This is a genomic window from Methanoregula sp. (genome assembly GCF_003170075.1).
Taxonomy (GTDB): Archaea; Halobacteriota; Methanomicrobia; order Methanomicrobiales; family Methanospirillaceae; genus Methanoregula.
In genome coordinates, this window is the sequence record NZ_PMZU01000042.1 from 17486 (window position 1) to 30242 (window position 12757).

15 protein-coding genes and 2 tRNA genes are annotated in these 12757 nt (G+C 58.4%); 5 read left to right on the forward strand and 12 right to left on the reverse strand.

Going from position 1 to position 12757, the window contains the following annotated elements; all coding sequences use genetic code 11:
* Positions 1-31: 31 nt before the first annotated feature.
* Positions 32-106: transfer RNA gene (locus QZN75_RS04965), tRNA-Glu, on the reverse strand.
* Between the two features lie 218 nt (positions 107-324).
* Here QZN75_RS04965 and QZN75_RS04970 point away from each other — a divergent pair.
* The gene (locus tag QZN75_RS04970; protein WP_292425560.1) at positions 325-1440 is read left to right on the forward strand and encodes a GTP-binding protein; all 1116 of its coding nucleotides are present in this window, start codon (positions 325-327) and stop codon (positions 1438-1440) included.
* 103 nt (positions 1441-1543) lie between these two features.
* Here the strand turns inward: QZN75_RS04970 and QZN75_RS04975 are convergent, their stop codons facing one another.
* Entirely contained in the window at positions 1544-2692 is a 1149-nt protein-coding gene (locus QZN75_RS04975) for a tRNA (guanine(10)-N(2))-dimethyltransferase (protein ID WP_292425563.1), read from the reverse strand.
* A 63-nt stretch (positions 2693-2755) separates the two neighbouring features.
* Here QZN75_RS04975 and QZN75_RS04980 point away from each other — a divergent pair.
* From QZN75_RS04980 to QZN75_RS04990, 3 genes are all read left to right on the forward strand, one after another.
* A tRNA-Arg gene (locus QZN75_RS04980) sits at positions 2756-2830 on the forward strand.
* A gap of 57 nt (positions 2831-2887) precedes the next feature.
* Positions 2888-3727 carry a geranylgeranylglycerol-phosphate geranylgeranyltransferase gene (locus QZN75_RS04985; RefSeq protein ID WP_292425565.1) on the forward strand — a complete coding sequence of 280 codons (840 nt, stop codon included), beginning with the start codon at positions 2888-2890 and terminating at the stop codon, positions 3725-3727.
* A gap of 68 nt (positions 3728-3795) precedes the next feature.
* The gene (locus QZN75_RS04990; RefSeq protein WP_292425568.1) at positions 3796-4209 is read left to right on the forward strand and encodes a polymer-forming cytoskeletal protein; all 414 of its coding nucleotides are present in this window, start codon (positions 3796-3798) and stop codon (positions 4207-4209) included.
* On the opposite strand, the gene QZN75_RS04995 is transcribed toward QZN75_RS04990, so the two are convergent.
* Genes QZN75_RS04995 through QZN75_RS05010 form a run of 4 tightly spaced genes read right to left on the reverse strand, consistent with a single transcriptional unit; the run spans position 4174 to position 7714 of the window.
* Positions 4174-4875 carry a DUF116 domain-containing protein gene (locus QZN75_RS04995; protein WP_292425571.1) on the reverse strand — a complete coding sequence of 234 codons (702 nt, stop codon included), beginning with the start codon at positions 4873-4875 and terminating at the stop codon, positions 4174-4176. The genes QZN75_RS04990 and QZN75_RS04995 overlap by 36 nt on opposite strands.
* Positions 4876-4888: 13 nt before the next feature.
* A complete protein-coding gene (mtnA, locus tag QZN75_RS05000) occupies positions 4889-5935 on the reverse strand; it encodes an S-methyl-5-thioribose-1-phosphate isomerase (RefSeq protein ID WP_292425573.1) in 1047 nt (348 codons plus the stop codon).
* Positions 5932-7233 carry a CoB--CoM heterodisulfide reductase iron-sulfur subunit A family protein gene (locus tag QZN75_RS05005; protein WP_292425575.1) on the reverse strand — a complete coding sequence of 434 codons (1302 nt, stop codon included), beginning with the start codon at positions 7231-7233 and terminating at the stop codon, positions 5932-5934. The genes mtnA and QZN75_RS05005 overlap by 4 nt, the downstream gene beginning before the upstream one ends.
* Positions 7226-7714, reverse strand: coding sequence for a gamma carbonic anhydrase family protein (locus tag QZN75_RS05010; RefSeq protein WP_292425578.1), 489 nt, complete (start codon positions 7712-7714; stop codon positions 7226-7228). Before QZN75_RS05010 ends, QZN75_RS05005 begins: the two co-directional genes overlap by 8 nt.
* A gap of 36 nt (positions 7715-7750) precedes the next feature.
* Between QZN75_RS05010 and QZN75_RS05015 the strand changes: the two genes are divergently transcribed.
* The gene (locus QZN75_RS05015) at positions 7751-8248 is read left to right on the forward strand and encodes a phosphopantetheine adenylyltransferase (protein ID WP_292425581.1); all 498 of its coding nucleotides are present in this window, start codon (positions 7751-7753) and stop codon (positions 8246-8248) included.
* Between the two features lie 56 nt (positions 8249-8304).
* On the opposite strand, the gene pyrI is transcribed toward QZN75_RS05015, so the two are convergent.
* The 6 genes from pyrI to QZN75_RS05045 all read right to left on the reverse strand — a co-directional run bounded on the left by pyrI (position 8305) and on the right by QZN75_RS05045 (position 12752).
* Positions 8305-8799 carry an aspartate carbamoyltransferase regulatory subunit gene (gene pyrI, locus QZN75_RS05020; protein ID WP_292425584.1) on the reverse strand — a complete coding sequence of 165 codons (495 nt, stop codon included), beginning with the start codon at positions 8797-8799 and terminating at the stop codon, positions 8305-8307.
* Positions 8796-9734: an aspartate carbamoyltransferase gene (gene pyrB, locus QZN75_RS05025; protein ID WP_292425586.1), complete on the reverse strand. Its 939-nt coding sequence runs from the start codon at positions 9732-9734 to the stop codon at positions 8796-8798. Before pyrB ends, pyrI begins: the two co-directional genes overlap by 4 nt.
* 131 nt (positions 9735-9865) lie before the next feature.
* A complete protein-coding gene (locus QZN75_RS05030) occupies positions 9866-10591 on the reverse strand; it encodes an rRNA adenine N-6-methyltransferase family protein (RefSeq protein WP_292425589.1) in 726 nt (241 codons plus the stop codon).
* Entirely contained in the window at positions 10588-10929 is a 342-nt protein-coding gene (locus QZN75_RS05035) for a nascent polypeptide-associated complex protein (protein WP_292425592.1), read from the reverse strand. The genes QZN75_RS05030 and QZN75_RS05035 overlap by 4 nt, the downstream gene beginning before the upstream one ends.
* On the reverse strand, positions 10853-11407 hold the full coding sequence (locus QZN75_RS05040; protein WP_292425595.1) for a PUA domain-containing protein: 555 nt from the start codon (positions 11405-11407) through the stop codon (positions 10853-10855). The genes QZN75_RS05035 and QZN75_RS05040 overlap by 77 nt, the downstream gene beginning before the upstream one ends.
* Entirely contained in the window at positions 11352-12752 is a 1401-nt protein-coding gene (locus QZN75_RS05045) for a DHH family phosphoesterase (protein ID WP_292425597.1), read from the reverse strand. Before QZN75_RS05045 ends, QZN75_RS05040 begins: the two co-directional genes overlap by 56 nt.
* Positions 12753-12757: the final 5 nt, after the last annotated feature.

Below are 12757 nucleotides of genomic sequence, written 5' to 3' on the forward strand. Positions count from 1 at the left end.
TTGTCTGTAGAATAGAACCATCGTCGAAAAGTGCTGCTAAGGGGATTCGAACCCCTGTCGCGAGCGTGAGAGGCTCGCATGATTGGCCGGTCTACACTATAGCAGCGTAATTGCCCAGTAACATAGGCGAGGGACTTACTTAAAGTTTGTCAGCTTTACCCCTGCCTTTTCAGCTGAAGGATCGGGCGGGTAAACCACATTGGGAAACGGGACGGGCAAAGCAGGGAATTTTATCAATCCGGGGGTTTTGCGGCTTTTTGGGCGGGATCGAAAGGATTCCCCATAAACAACTATATCCCGAACATGCATCGATTAATATGAGAAATGGTTAGTAGTCTTGAAGAGCAGATAGCTGAACTGGAAGCAGAGCTGTCAAAGACACCTTATAACAAGGCTACTTCCAAGCATATCGGGCGGATAAAAGCGAAGATCGCAAAACTCCGCGACGAAGCAGTCGCCCGTGCGATGAAGTCCGGCGGGGGTGGGGAAGGTTACTCCGTCAAGAAGTCGGGCGATGCGACCGCAGTGCTCGTCGGTTTCCCGTCGACCGGTAAAAGCACGCTCCTCAACAAACTCACCGGTACCGAGAGCGCGGTGGCCGCGTACTCGTTTACCACGCTCACCGTGGTGCCCGGCGCGCTCGAACACAAGGGTGCGAAGATCCAGATGCTCGATATCCCGGGACTTATCGCCGGCGCAGCCATGGGCAAGGGGCGCGGCAAGGAAGTCATCGGTGTCGTGCGGAGCGGCGACATCATCATCATTCTCGTGGACGTCTTCAACGGCAAGCACGTGAACGTCCTCATCAAGGAGCTTTACGATGCGGGCATCCGTATCAACGTCCCAAAACCCGACATCACCATTAAGAAGACCTCGGTGGGCGGTGTCCGGCTCTCGGCGGTCGGGACGCTTGACCTCGACATCGAGGACGTCCGGTCGATCCTCTCCGAGAGCAAGATGATGAACGCGGAAGTGCTGATCCGTGGCAACGCGACCCAGGAAGATTTAATCGATGCGGTACAGGGCAACCGTGTCTACGTGCCGGCGTTCATCGCGGTCAATAAAGTGGATCTCATCGACAAGGAGGCATACCTCGATATCGAGCACGATATCAAGGACCGGTTCGAAACCTCGCCGATCATGATCTCCGCCCATTCCGGGTACCACATGGAGGAGCTCAAGGACGCGATCTACGACTGCCTCGGGTTTATGCGAGTCTACCTCAAACCCCAGAGCGGCGAGGCCGATCTCGAAGAGCCGCTGATCGTCAGGACCGGGAGTACGGTCGAGACGGTCTGCACCAAGCTCCACCGGGATTTCGTCCGCCGGTTCCGGTATGCCCGGGTCTGGGGAAAATCCGTGAAGCACGGCGGCCAGCGGGTCGGCCTTACGCACAAACTCCTCGACGGGGATATCCTCACCATCATCATCGAGCACTGACCGTCCGCACGGGCGAGAACAGCAAAGACCGGCGGGGAATACTGCCGTTTGCAGAGAGAACGAGAACCCCTCACCTTTAAGTGATGTGGATCCTATCCGGTCTTCATTCCTTCTGGGATGGGATTTTACCTTTTTTATCCGGTGTACCGATTACTGCAAGAAGTGCAGGGAGCGGGGCGTTGGTTTTTACCCCGGTGCCGGAGAAATGGGTACGGCTTGCGGCGTACCCGGCAGAACGCAGCCGTTCAAGGACGGTCTCAATAGGCAGCGGGGATGTGGCAAGCGACCGGGCAAGGTGATGGTAATCGTAGTGGCTGGAGAGCGGAAGTTCCTCCCGGCAGACTGTTAGCAGTTTTGTAAGTTCCTTTTTTGTACCCAGGTCGCAGCCGGCAAGCCGGTCCTGCATCTGCCCGAGGATCTCGTCATTGACCAGTTTTCCCAGATAAAGCGGGCCGATGGGGTCGAGCGGTTTCTTGCAGTGCGGGCAGGTGGCAGAGGTGGGAAACATCCCGGGCTGCTCTTCCCGGTAGGCACAGGAGGGGCACTGCATCACAAAGCCGATCTTTGCAATCGTCCGGTCCGCAGCCTGTGCGCCCCGGGTGATCCTGAGGTTTAAGCGGACGAAGTGCTCCCGGGCAAAGCAGAAGAGCGGTTCGATACCCCGGTCGTATTTTACTGTTTCACGGACGACAAACCCAAGGAGGATACGGAGTCCAACCTCGCTATGGTACTCGGTGTTTTGCGGGTGGGCGAAGTATCGGCGGATGCCGGCCCGGAGATGCGCCCCGCAGAGTGGCGCCGTATCTGTGGCTGTCACGAGCAGGAACCTTCGGCAGCCCCGTACCCCGGCATCCACAAACGGGGCTGGCGTCCCGAACGGGTCAAGGTCGACCGCGTCAAAGGACCGCTCGGACAAAAGGGAACTGATATCACGGCAGGTGACCTCGATGGGAAGACCCGAACGGGCCACGTTTTTTTCGATTAAGGGGATTGCCTCCGGGTCCCTGTCGTTGATCGTGACCGGGATCCCACACTCGTTTGCGACCCGGAGCCCCCGGACACCGGTTGCACCCATCGCGTCAACGTAATCGGATGGTTTGAGTGCCGAGAGGAGAAGGACGGTGGCATCCCGGTTGAGCTCCATACGGCGGTTAAAAAAGACCGGGGCGGTGCCGGGTGGGAACTGCTCCCGGTTGTCCTGGACCGGGACAAAAAACGTTGTCTTTCCTTCCGTTGCCTGGATTACGTCCATTGCGGGAGAGATGTTGAAGCGCGCAAAACTTATACATATTCCCCTGCAATTGGTATGAGCAGTGGGCGAGTGGCTTAGTCCGGATAGAGCGTTAGCCTCCTAAGCTAATGGTCGGGGGTTCAAATCCCCCCTCGCCCGTAGGGGCATTTTTTAGGGCAGGTTAATTACCAAACGGCCAGATACGTGATCCTGCGTATGGGCATTGCAGGATTTTTCAGCATTATCCGGCCGGCAAACTCGGTTGTCGCCGGGCTTGCGGCTGTCGTCGCATACCTTATTGCCACCGGCACGCTTGTGCCCGGTGTCATCCTGCTCATGGCCGTTGTTACCCTTATTACCGCCGCCGGGAACGTGATCAACGATTATTTCGATGCGGAGATCGATGCGATCAACCGCCCGGAGCGTCCCATCCCATCTGGCACGGTAAGCCGGAATTCCGCCCTGGTGTACGCAGGGGTCCTGTTTTTACTGGGTATCCTGATCAGCGCGTTTACTGTGCCGCTCTGCCTGGCAATCGCCCTCTTTAATGCCTTCCTCCTGGTCGCCTACGCGGCCCGGCTCAAGAGCACGCCGTTTTTTGGGAATGCCGCCGTCTCGTATCTCGCGGCAAGCATCTTCCTCTTTGGCGGGGCGCTTGCCGGAGGGAACCGACTGCTGGACATGCTGCCGGTTGCCACCATCGCGTTCCTTGCCATGCTGGCCCGGGAACTCTTGAAGGATGCCGAGGACATTGACGGGGACCGTGCCGGGGGTGCCGATACCCTGCCCATCCGGATCGGCGTACAAAAGACTGCCCTCCTCGCATTTGTCTTTGCGATTGCGGCCGTTGCGGCAAGCGTGCTGCCCTATCTCTGGTGGGGGATGTGGTATCTCGCCGGCATCGCCCTTGTCGACATCATCGTCATCATTGCCGCGTTCAGTGCGCTCGGCTGCACGGATCCCGACCGGCTCAAAGCGGCCGGATCGACCGGCCTTCTCAAGATCGGGATGTTCGCCTCCCTTGTGGTATTCACGCTGTCAGCCGTGTACCTGTGAAGTACCGCCACAACAGGGGACAACAACCTTTATGCACAAGGTCATGCCTCATCTACCTTGATATTCCCATGGCAAACGTCATCCGGAAAGGCAGCACGTATTATGCCCCCAAAGGGTCGTATTACGAAGGCAATGTCAGAATTGATGGCGATTTTATCGTTCCCGCGAGGACCCATTTCTGGGGGCGACTTGTCGTGACCGGGAGGCTTGAACTGGGGATGAAGTCAAGTGTTGCCCTTGACGTGGAATGCAGGAGCGCGATCATCGGGAGCCATGCCCGGGTCAAGGGCCCCCTCGTTGCATCCGACGATGTTATCCTCCTCGATCACTGCGTAGTCTATTCGGTACAGGCCGGTGGCAAGGTCATCATCAGGCCCGACGTCCATGTAGGCGACGTAACCAGCAGCGATGCGATCGTTGTTCACGGCAAAATAAAAAGCGGGAAATTAACCGGCAAGAGCATGAAGGTCATCGGGAACTGATGCCGGATCGAGTCCCAGCGTTGCAACGTCATAGATATCCTGCCAGTTGACCAGCGTTTCCACGCACCCTTCCTTTAAGGTCACCACGCCCATCGCAATCAGGCCGATCTTATCGGCCATGTCCACCCCTTCTTTTACCTCTGCCAAGCATCCGACGCCGATGATCGCCTTCGGGTGGTATTTTTTAACCATCCGTTTGATAAACGACGATCCCGGTATAATGAAGACCCGGTATCCCATTTTTTCCAGAAGGAGCCGGGCCTCACCCACCGTACACTGCCCGCAGTTCACGCATTTGAGCCCCTCTGGGGTAAGGTGGGCCGGGCACTTTGCGGATCTCAGGCACTGGGGGACAAAGACCGCCCGTTCGGTCAGGGGAACACGGGAAAATTCATTCGCGTTCATCGTGTTGTGGATCTTGATTAAAAACGTGAGCATCTCCTTGTCTTCGAGGCCGAGAAGACGGAAGAACCCTTTCATGAATCCTTCAAGAAAAACGATACCTGCCTTGATGAGCCGGGGGCAGTACAGGCGCCCTTTTCTTATCGAGTAAAGGGAGATGATGACAAGGACAAACGATACGAGGATTGCCCCGAGAACAAAAATAACGGTCGCTTCCCCTATGATATACACAGCGCTGTGCCAGGGGCTGAGATCGAATGCCATGAGAGGTGTCCTTTTATGGTTCGTTATTGGATGCAGTGCGTGATAAGAGTGCGCTGATATTGAACGGCGGCCGGACGACGCCCCGTTCGGTGATAATCGCGCTGATGAGTTCCATGGGAGTTGCATCGAACGCGAAGTTCTTCACCGGCACGCCGTCCGGGATCAGGGTCCGGTTTCCCATAACCGCGAGTTCCTCGCGCCCCCGCTCCTCGAGAGGGACTTCCTGCTCTGTCCGGGTGGCATCGAAGGTGGAGAGCGGGGCGGCGACGTAGAACGGGATGTCGTGGTGAGAGGCGCAGACGGCATGCATGTAGGTGCCGATCTTGTTGAAGACCGCATCTCCCGTGATCCGGTCAGCCCCGACAATCACAGCGTCGATTTTCCCGGTGCGCATGATATGCGCCGCTGTGGAATCGGTGATAACCGTGACATCGATCCCGTCCCGGGCAAGTTCCCACGCGGTGAGCCGGGCGCCCTGAAAGAGCGGCCGGGTCTCGCAGGCGATCACCTTTACTTGTTTCCCTGCCTCCACCGCAGAACGAATCACGCCGAGCGCCGTACCCCACGAGGAGCAGGCGAGTGCTCCTGCGTTGCAGTGCGTAAGCACAGTGCATTGATCGGAGAGAAGTGCTGCCCCGTAGTTACCGATGGCATGGCAGCAACGGGGATCCTCAATGGCAATTGCCCGGGCTTCGGCAAGTGCGGCAGTTTTGGCAGAATCCGTTGCGGCCAGAAACCGGGCGAGCACCCGGTCGACCCCCCAACTGAGGTTGACTGCGGTCGGGCGGCTCTCCCGGATGCGCCCGGCCTCGTGCCGTACCGCCCGGACAAACGCGTCAGACGATGCGCCGGTACAGGTAATTGCCGCAAGGGCGACCCCGTAGCCACCGGCAACCCCGAGCGCCGGTGCGCCCCGGATCTCCAGCCGTTTGATAGCGGTGATCAGCCGGTCGACCGTGGTGCATTCTGCAATAACATACTGCGTGGGAAGCAGTGTCTGGTCAATGAACCGGATCCCCGCAAGCGTATCGTCCCACCAGAGCGTGGTTATCTCCTTCACCGGGATCGCGCCCTTGCTACCGTAGTTTTTTTCGTGTCAATAAACGCCCGCATCGCCGCCGATTCGCCCGAGGCTACGCTGTCGGGGATATCCTTTGGGGCAATCGCGGTACCTGCCACGTAAATACCCGGCCTCATCGTGCCCACGGTATCCATCGCGTCGTGCACTGACCGGATAAACCCGGTCTCTTCAAGCTGGAGGCCGAGTTTTCCGGCGAGCGCAGCGGTCGCATCCGTGGGCTGGATGCCCACCGAGAGCACGACAAGGCCCGGGTGGAGGATCTGCACCTCCCCGGTCTCGGTGTTCTCTACCTGGAACCGCAGGCTGCTACTGTTTTTGTCGGCAAGCACATCGGAGGGCATCCCCCGCACGAACCGGACACCGACGCCCTTTGCCCGCTCGTAGTACTCCTCATAACCCTTGCCGTAGGAACGGACGTCCATGTAGAAGATGGTCACCTCGATCTCCGGGTGTTTTTCCCTGATAAGCATCGCGTTTTTTATCGCCTGCATACAGCAGACGCAGGAGCAGTAAGGCCGGGAGAGGAGTATATCCCGTGAACCCACGCACTGGATAAAGACAATGCTTTCCGGCTCTTTTCCGTCACTTAAGCGTCGGATCTTCCCGCCGGTCGGGCCGCTCGCATTGATCATCCGCTCGAGTTCGAGGCTGGTAACCACATCGGGGAATTGCAGGTACCCGAGCGGGGACTTTTTCCGGGCATCGAAGACCTCGTAACCGGTGGAAACGACAATACTTGCGGCCTCGATAACGAATTCCTTTTCCGCATCCTCGTGCAGGATCGCCTGCGGTCCGCAGATATCGAAGCAGAGCCCGCACTCGATACAGTGCTCCTTGTCCTTAACCACCCGGTCGGGAACCGCCTGGGGATGGGGTTTGTAGATTGCCTTCCGGACACCCACTCCCGCATCGAACCGGTTGTAGACCTCGACCGGGCAGATCTCGATACAATCGCCGCAGCCGGTGCAGGCATCCGTGTCGATGTAGCGCGGGTGCTCGCGGATGGTAACCCGGAAGTGCCCGGCCTCGCCTTCGACTTTTTCCACTTCTGAAAGGGTATGGATCCGGATATTTGCGTGCCGCTGGACATCCACCATTTTCGGTGAGAGGATGCACATGGAGCAGTCGTTTGTCGGAAACGTCTTGTCGAGCTGCGCCATGTGGCCGCCGATGGTGGGCTCCCTTTCTACCAGGTGCACGATAACACCGTGGTTTGCGAGATCGAGCGCTGCCTGGATACCGCTAATCCCGGCCCCGATGATGACAACGTTACCCATGGACATATTCCCCGGCGAGCCTGACGTAAGACTGCGCATTTTCAAGGGTGTGCGCACGCTGGGCAGGGGTGGTCTCCTTGAGCACCCTTGCCGGGATCCCGAGCACGACCGATCCGGGCGGGACCTGCATGCCTTCGGTGACAACGGCCCCTGCACCGATCAGGGAATCCTCCTCTACCAGTGCGCCATTTAACACGATCGCGCCCATCCCGACCAGCACCCGGTCGCCGATGGTGCAGCCGTGGAGGATCGCCCCGTGCCCCACGGATACATCGTTCCCGAGTATGGTGGGGAAACCCTTGCTTGTGTGGATGACGCAGTTGTCCTGGATGTTCGTCCGGTCTCCGATGGTGATCCTGTCCTTGTCGGCCCGGATAACCGCACCAAACCAGATGCCCACATCTTTTCCGAAGGTGACGTTTCCCACCACCGTTGTATTGGATGCAGCAAACAGCGGTGTGCCAGCGATCTTCCTATCCATACCCATAATACTATAGGAACTTAACGTACAGACAGCATGAAGGTTATGGTAGGGGGCACCTTTGACCCGCTTCACGACGGCCATAAACGGCTCCTGACACGGTCGTTTGCTTTGGCCGGGCCTGAGGGGCAAGTCGTGGTTGGGCTGACGACGGACGCTTTTGCCAGAAGAAAAACACACCCGATTCATCCTTTTTCCGAGCGCAAAGCCGACCTTGAGAAGTTTATCACCGAAAGCATCGCCACAAACGCCGCAGGGAACAAGTATACGACGCACTGGGAGGTCGAGCCGCTCAGCGACCGGTTCGGCTCGGCGCTCGATGCAGATTTCGATGCGATTGTCGTCTCTGAAGAGACGCTTCCGGTCGCTGTCGAGATCAACCGGATGCGGCGCGAAAGGAAATTACGCAAGGTGGATATCCACCAGATCACTTGTGTGCTCGCCGAGGACGGCCGCTGGATCTCGTCCACTCGTATATGGCGCGGCGAGATCGACGTCCATGGCCACTTGATCCCTACGGCAAAATCCGGATAATAAAACACGGGAAAACAGGATGCATCAGGGGCGGGCTATCCTGCACGGACACCCCGTCATATGATATAACTGGGCAGGTCTTTTGTAATGACTGAATCGCAGTAAAGGCAGCGCAGGCCTTTCCCGTCGGGGAGTACCTCGAACCTACTCTTGATCGGCTCGTTTGTCCGGGTGATGCAACCGGGGTTCGGGCACCTTACGCTTCCCACAATCATCGTCGGGATCTCGACGCCCTGTTTTTCGCAGACCTTGAAGTTCCTGATAATATTGATGGTTGCCCGGGGGGAGATAAGCGCGATCCTGTCCACCTCTTCTTTTGAGAGCTCCCTGTTGGAGATCTTGACAATGTCCTTTTTGCCCATGTTCCGGCTGGGGACATTGGTCGCGATCGAGAGCGCCTCCGGGGTCGTTCCGACGATTCCGAGGATTTTTATCACATTGAGCGCCTCGCCACCGTCAATGTGATCGATCACGGTACCGTTTTTGATCCTCCGTACAAGGAGGCCCTCACCCTCGTCATCGCCGGTCTCTGCGGGTACGATGCGTTTCATCCCATCACATCCAGCAGCATGGCCATCCGCACCGGCACGCCGTTTTTCGACTGCTCAAAGTACCGGGCATGGGGCGAGGCATCGAGCCTTGGGTCGATCTCGTCCACCCTCGGGAGAGGGTGCAGGACGATCAGGTGCTTTTTTGCCCCGGCAAGGAGTTCGGGAGTGATCCGGTAACTGGAGGCGACGTTGAAGTACGAGGCCGAGTCCGGGAACCGTTCCCGCTGGATCCTCGTGACGTAGAGGACGTCCACATCGTTAATTACCTCGGCGATATCGGTGTGCATGATGATCTCCATGCCTTTTTCCGCGAGACTTGCGGCAAGGGAGGGTGGCAGTTCGAGCCCGGGGGGAGAGATCGTGTGGAGCCGGACGCCATAGAGGGAGAGGGCGGAGGCAAGTGAGTGGGCCGTCCGCCCGTACCGCAGGTCTCCCACCAGCGCCACATCGATCCCATCGATCGGCATCGAATGCCTGATGGTGTAGAGGTCAAGGAGCGTCTGGGACGGGTGCTGGCCGGCGCCGTCCCCGGCATTTATGACCGGCACTTTTGCAAACTCCGCAGCAAGCCGGGCCGCGCCCTCCTTGGGGTGGCGGATGACGATCGCGTCCGCGTACCCGCTTACCACCCGGATCGTATCGGCAAGAGTCTCGCCCTTTGACATCGAGCAGGCCTCGACACTGCTCACCGAGATGGAGGTGCCGCCGAGGCGCGCCATCGCGGCCTCAAAGGACATCCGTGTACGGGTACTGGGTTCAAAAAAGAGGACGGCAAGAATTTTACCGTCGAGGGCATTTTTGTTATATTTCTTCTTCTCGATCTGTTGTGCATGATCCAGCAGACGATCGATTGCGCTGCGGTCAAAATCCCCGATGGAAATGATGTGATGCGTGGCAACTCCTCCCGCGCGAGCTCCTTTCAGGATTATATGCACATCCAGACCTAATGTACCTATCTTCCAGAAAGCCGGTTTCCTGTATGAGAAGATCGTTTTTGATGTGGGTAAGAACGGGCATGCGATCCGGGAATAACCGAAAAAAAAATCATCTTTTTACACTGTATCTCTTACTTCCTCGAAATCGTGATATACCCCGAATGACTGATACTCGTCGAAGGCCGGGTCCCCCGCTTCGACCGGGTCATCTCCCGCTCGATCAGCTCGTGGGTATGAACTTCCGGGAACCGCTCCTGCGCCGCATCGACCACGATTGCCATCTGCTCCAAAAACGGCGTGTAACAGGCCATGTATCCCCCGGCCCGCAGGTGGTCGAACGCGAAGGCCACGTGCTCGGTTGCGATCTGCAGGTCGAGGTGGATCACGTCATAGATGCCTTCAGCGGTGAGGACATCTGCGGCAACCGCTTCCACGTTGTCGAGTTTTGCTTCCTTGATATTTTTCTGTGCCAGTGCGGAGAAGTCGGGCCTGACCTCGTAGGTCTTCACGTGCGCCGCGATCCCGCCAAAATAGATCGCCGCGATCCCGCTGCCTGTCCCCGCATCGAGCACCTCGTCGTTCCGGTTCATGCCGGTATACGCGATCACGAGACCGATGTCTTTTGGGAGCATCGGGGCGCCTGAGCGCTTCCCGTGCACGAAAAAGTCCGTGGGCCGGGGGATGCGGAGCACGAACCTGGCCCCGGTGTGCGTGGTAAACACGTCACCGGCCGCTGCCCCGACAACCGGCCCGAGATCCAGCTGGCCCTTATCGGTCGAGAGCGTGCCCTGGCCCGCCCGGACAAAAAATTCTCTTCCCTCGCCAACCAACAGGACGCGGTCCCCTGCCTCGATCATGGCGAGGAGAGTTTCACGATCGCTTCGGCGATATCGCCTTTTGTCGCGACAAGCGCTTCCTTGGCCTTCTCAATCGAAACCTGCGCCTGCTCGGCGACCATCGCGACATCATCTGCGGGGATCTCGACGGCTGCCGGCTCAAAACGCGGCGTTCCCGTGACCTGGTAGGTCGTGACCCCCTGCATGGTCATCGAGCTCACTTCGGCGGAATCAAACGTGTATGTTCCCTTCGGTGTCTTGATCACGATACTCTGGACGTCTTCAATCGGCTCGACCTGCATGCCGAGCTTCTTCATCATCGCCTTCATCTGGCGCGGGTTGATGTTTCCCGGAAGCATTTTTTTCACTCCCTTGTCGTACTCTTACCGCTACACCGTAATTAAATGCAAGCATCTCCGCGCCTGAAAGGAGCGCAGCGCCGCAGGCAATGAGCCGATCTCCACCTGCGACCACCAGCACGTCGTCCCCCGCGCGGATCTGCGGGTCCGCGGCGACCATGTGCTTTGCAAACGCATTTTTTCCCTGTGCCACAAACTCCGCGACATCGTCACGGATCACGACCCGGTAGCCGGGTGCAGGGAGGAGCGCGTGGAGCCGTCGTGCTCCCTCGATCCCGAGGGTGAGTCGGCCGTCCGATGCCCTGACGGTCGCAAGCCTCGTTCCGCCATAGATGATCTGGCGGATACGTCCCGTCGTCGAGAATAAAAACTCGCAGCCTTCGGGAAAGAGCCCGGTTCCTGCGAGGTTCCCGAACTGGTAATCAGCGATTGCCTGCACCCGCGCAAGCGAACTGTTCTCCGAGTATCCTGTTGACACGGTTGACAAACTCCTGTTCAGCGGACTTGGGGATAAACGCTCCGGCAGCGATCTTGTGCCCTCCGCCCCCGCCGCCATATTCTGCCGAGGCATCGCTGATCGCTTTCTGGAGATCGATGCCCTTTTCGATGACCCTCTCGGTCGTGCGCATCGAGACCTTGGTGAGATTCTTGTCCTCAGGCACCTCGCACATGATCAGGATTGGTTTCTGGGCGTTGAGCTTCGAGAGGGCCATGCCCGCCCCGATCCCGACAATGGTGTCCGGGAACTTATTCCCAACACTGATGTACTGGACGTTCTCCAGTTCGGTGACACCGGTCTCGATGATATACTGGAGCAGGTTCCGGATAATTGCCCGGTGGTTGCCGAGCATGTGCTCGGCCTCGCGGTAGGCCTGGCCCCGGTCACCCCGGAGGATCGCGCTCCCGATGCCGGGTTTTGTCCACCTTCCGCAGGCGTTAAGGACCGTCGCGTATTCCTGCGCATTCCGCAGGGGGGTCCTCGGGATCTCGTCCGGGAACCGGTAGGTCTCCGCGAGAAGACGTTCGACGCTATCGCCGTTTGCGATCAGCTGCTCGGCAAGTGCCGATGTGATCGTCCGCCGGTCATCGTCGCCGAGTTCCTCCCAGACATACCAGCGCCCGTTCTGGGTCTGCTGCACGATCCCGAGTTTCTTCAAAAACTGCTTTGCACCCTCGGGGTTGTTGCTAATCCCCTTCACAAACGGGTCGTCGTTGTACGCGAGCGAGAGGTAGACCGGCCGGGTCGCGGTGCCGTAGCAGTTGAGGTCTTTTTTACAGACCTTTACCGACCGGTGCCGGACGCCATCCTCGACAATCAGCTCCCGGGCCGGGCCGACAAGTCCGCGGGTCTCCCGGGCCATCATGTCACCGACATTTCCTACCACCGCGAGTTTTGCAAGGTCGATGTTTGCCTCGTCCATCTGCTTTGCGATGAAATAGGCGACTCCTGCAGCGCTCATTTTTGTGTACCCGTACGGGAGGCAGTTGACCTGCAGGAATGGGACATCGCCGGGCTGGCTTACGTGGTGGTCGACGATCAGCAAATCCTTCTCTCTGAGACCTCGATCGGCTAGGAGATTCTGCTGGCCGGCCCCGAGGTCGGTGAAGACCTTTAAGGAAGGATCGTCAGGCACTTGCGGCATGGTGAGCGGTTCGAGCTGCCGGACAAAAACGGAGCGGACGGTGATCCCGTGCCGGGAGATCGCCTGCGAGAGGATCGCTTCACTGGATATGCCATCCGCATCGATGTGGGAGATGATGGTTATCTCGTGCGCAGCCGTGATCTGTTCGGCGGCCGCCTTCACATCATCAGAGAAACCCATTACCT

Coding starts and splice junctions, on each gene's coding strand:
- QZN75_RS04970 (WP_292425560.1), top strand. CDS start 325: ATGGTTAGTAGTCTTGAAGAGCAGATAGCTGAACTGGAAGCAGAGCTG.
- QZN75_RS04975 (WP_292425563.1), bottom strand. CDS start 2,692: ATGGACGTAATCCAGGCAACGGAAGGAAAGACAACGTTTTTTGTCCCG.
- QZN75_RS04985 (WP_292425565.1), top strand. CDS start 2,888: ATGGGCATTGCAGGATTTTTCAGCATTATCCGGCCGGCAAACTCGGTT.
- QZN75_RS04990 (WP_292425568.1), top strand. CDS start 3,796: ATGGCAAACGTCATCCGGAAAGGCAGCACGTATTATGCCCCCAAAGGG.
- QZN75_RS04995 (WP_292425571.1), bottom strand. CDS start 4,875: ATGGCATTCGATCTCAGCCCCTGGCACAGCGCTGTGTATATCATAGGG.
- QZN75_RS05005 (WP_292425575.1), bottom strand. CDS start 7,233: ATGGGTAACGTTGTCATCATCGGGGCCGGGATTAGCGGTATCCAGGCA.
- QZN75_RS05010 (WP_292425578.1), bottom strand. CDS start 7,714: ATGGATAGGAAGATCGCTGGCACACCGCTGTTTGCTGCATCCAATACA.
- QZN75_RS05015 (WP_292425581.1), top strand. CDS start 7,751: ATGAAGGTTATGGTAGGGGGCACCTTTGACCCGCTTCACGACGGCCAT.
- pyrI (WP_292425584.1), bottom strand. CDS start 8,799: ATGAAACGCATCGTACCCGCAGAGACCGGCGATGACGAGGGTGAGGGC.
- QZN75_RS05030 (WP_292425589.1), bottom strand. CDS start 10,591: ATGATCGAGGCAGGGGACCGCGTCCTGTTGGTTGGCGAGGGAAGAGAA.
- QZN75_RS05035 (WP_292425592.1), bottom strand. CDS start 10,929: ATGCTTCCGGGAAACATCAACCCGCGCCAGATGAAGGCGATGATGAAG.
- QZN75_RS05045 (WP_292425597.1), bottom strand. CDS start 12,752: ATGGGTTTCTCTGATGATGTGAAGGCGGCCGCCGAACAGATCACGGCT.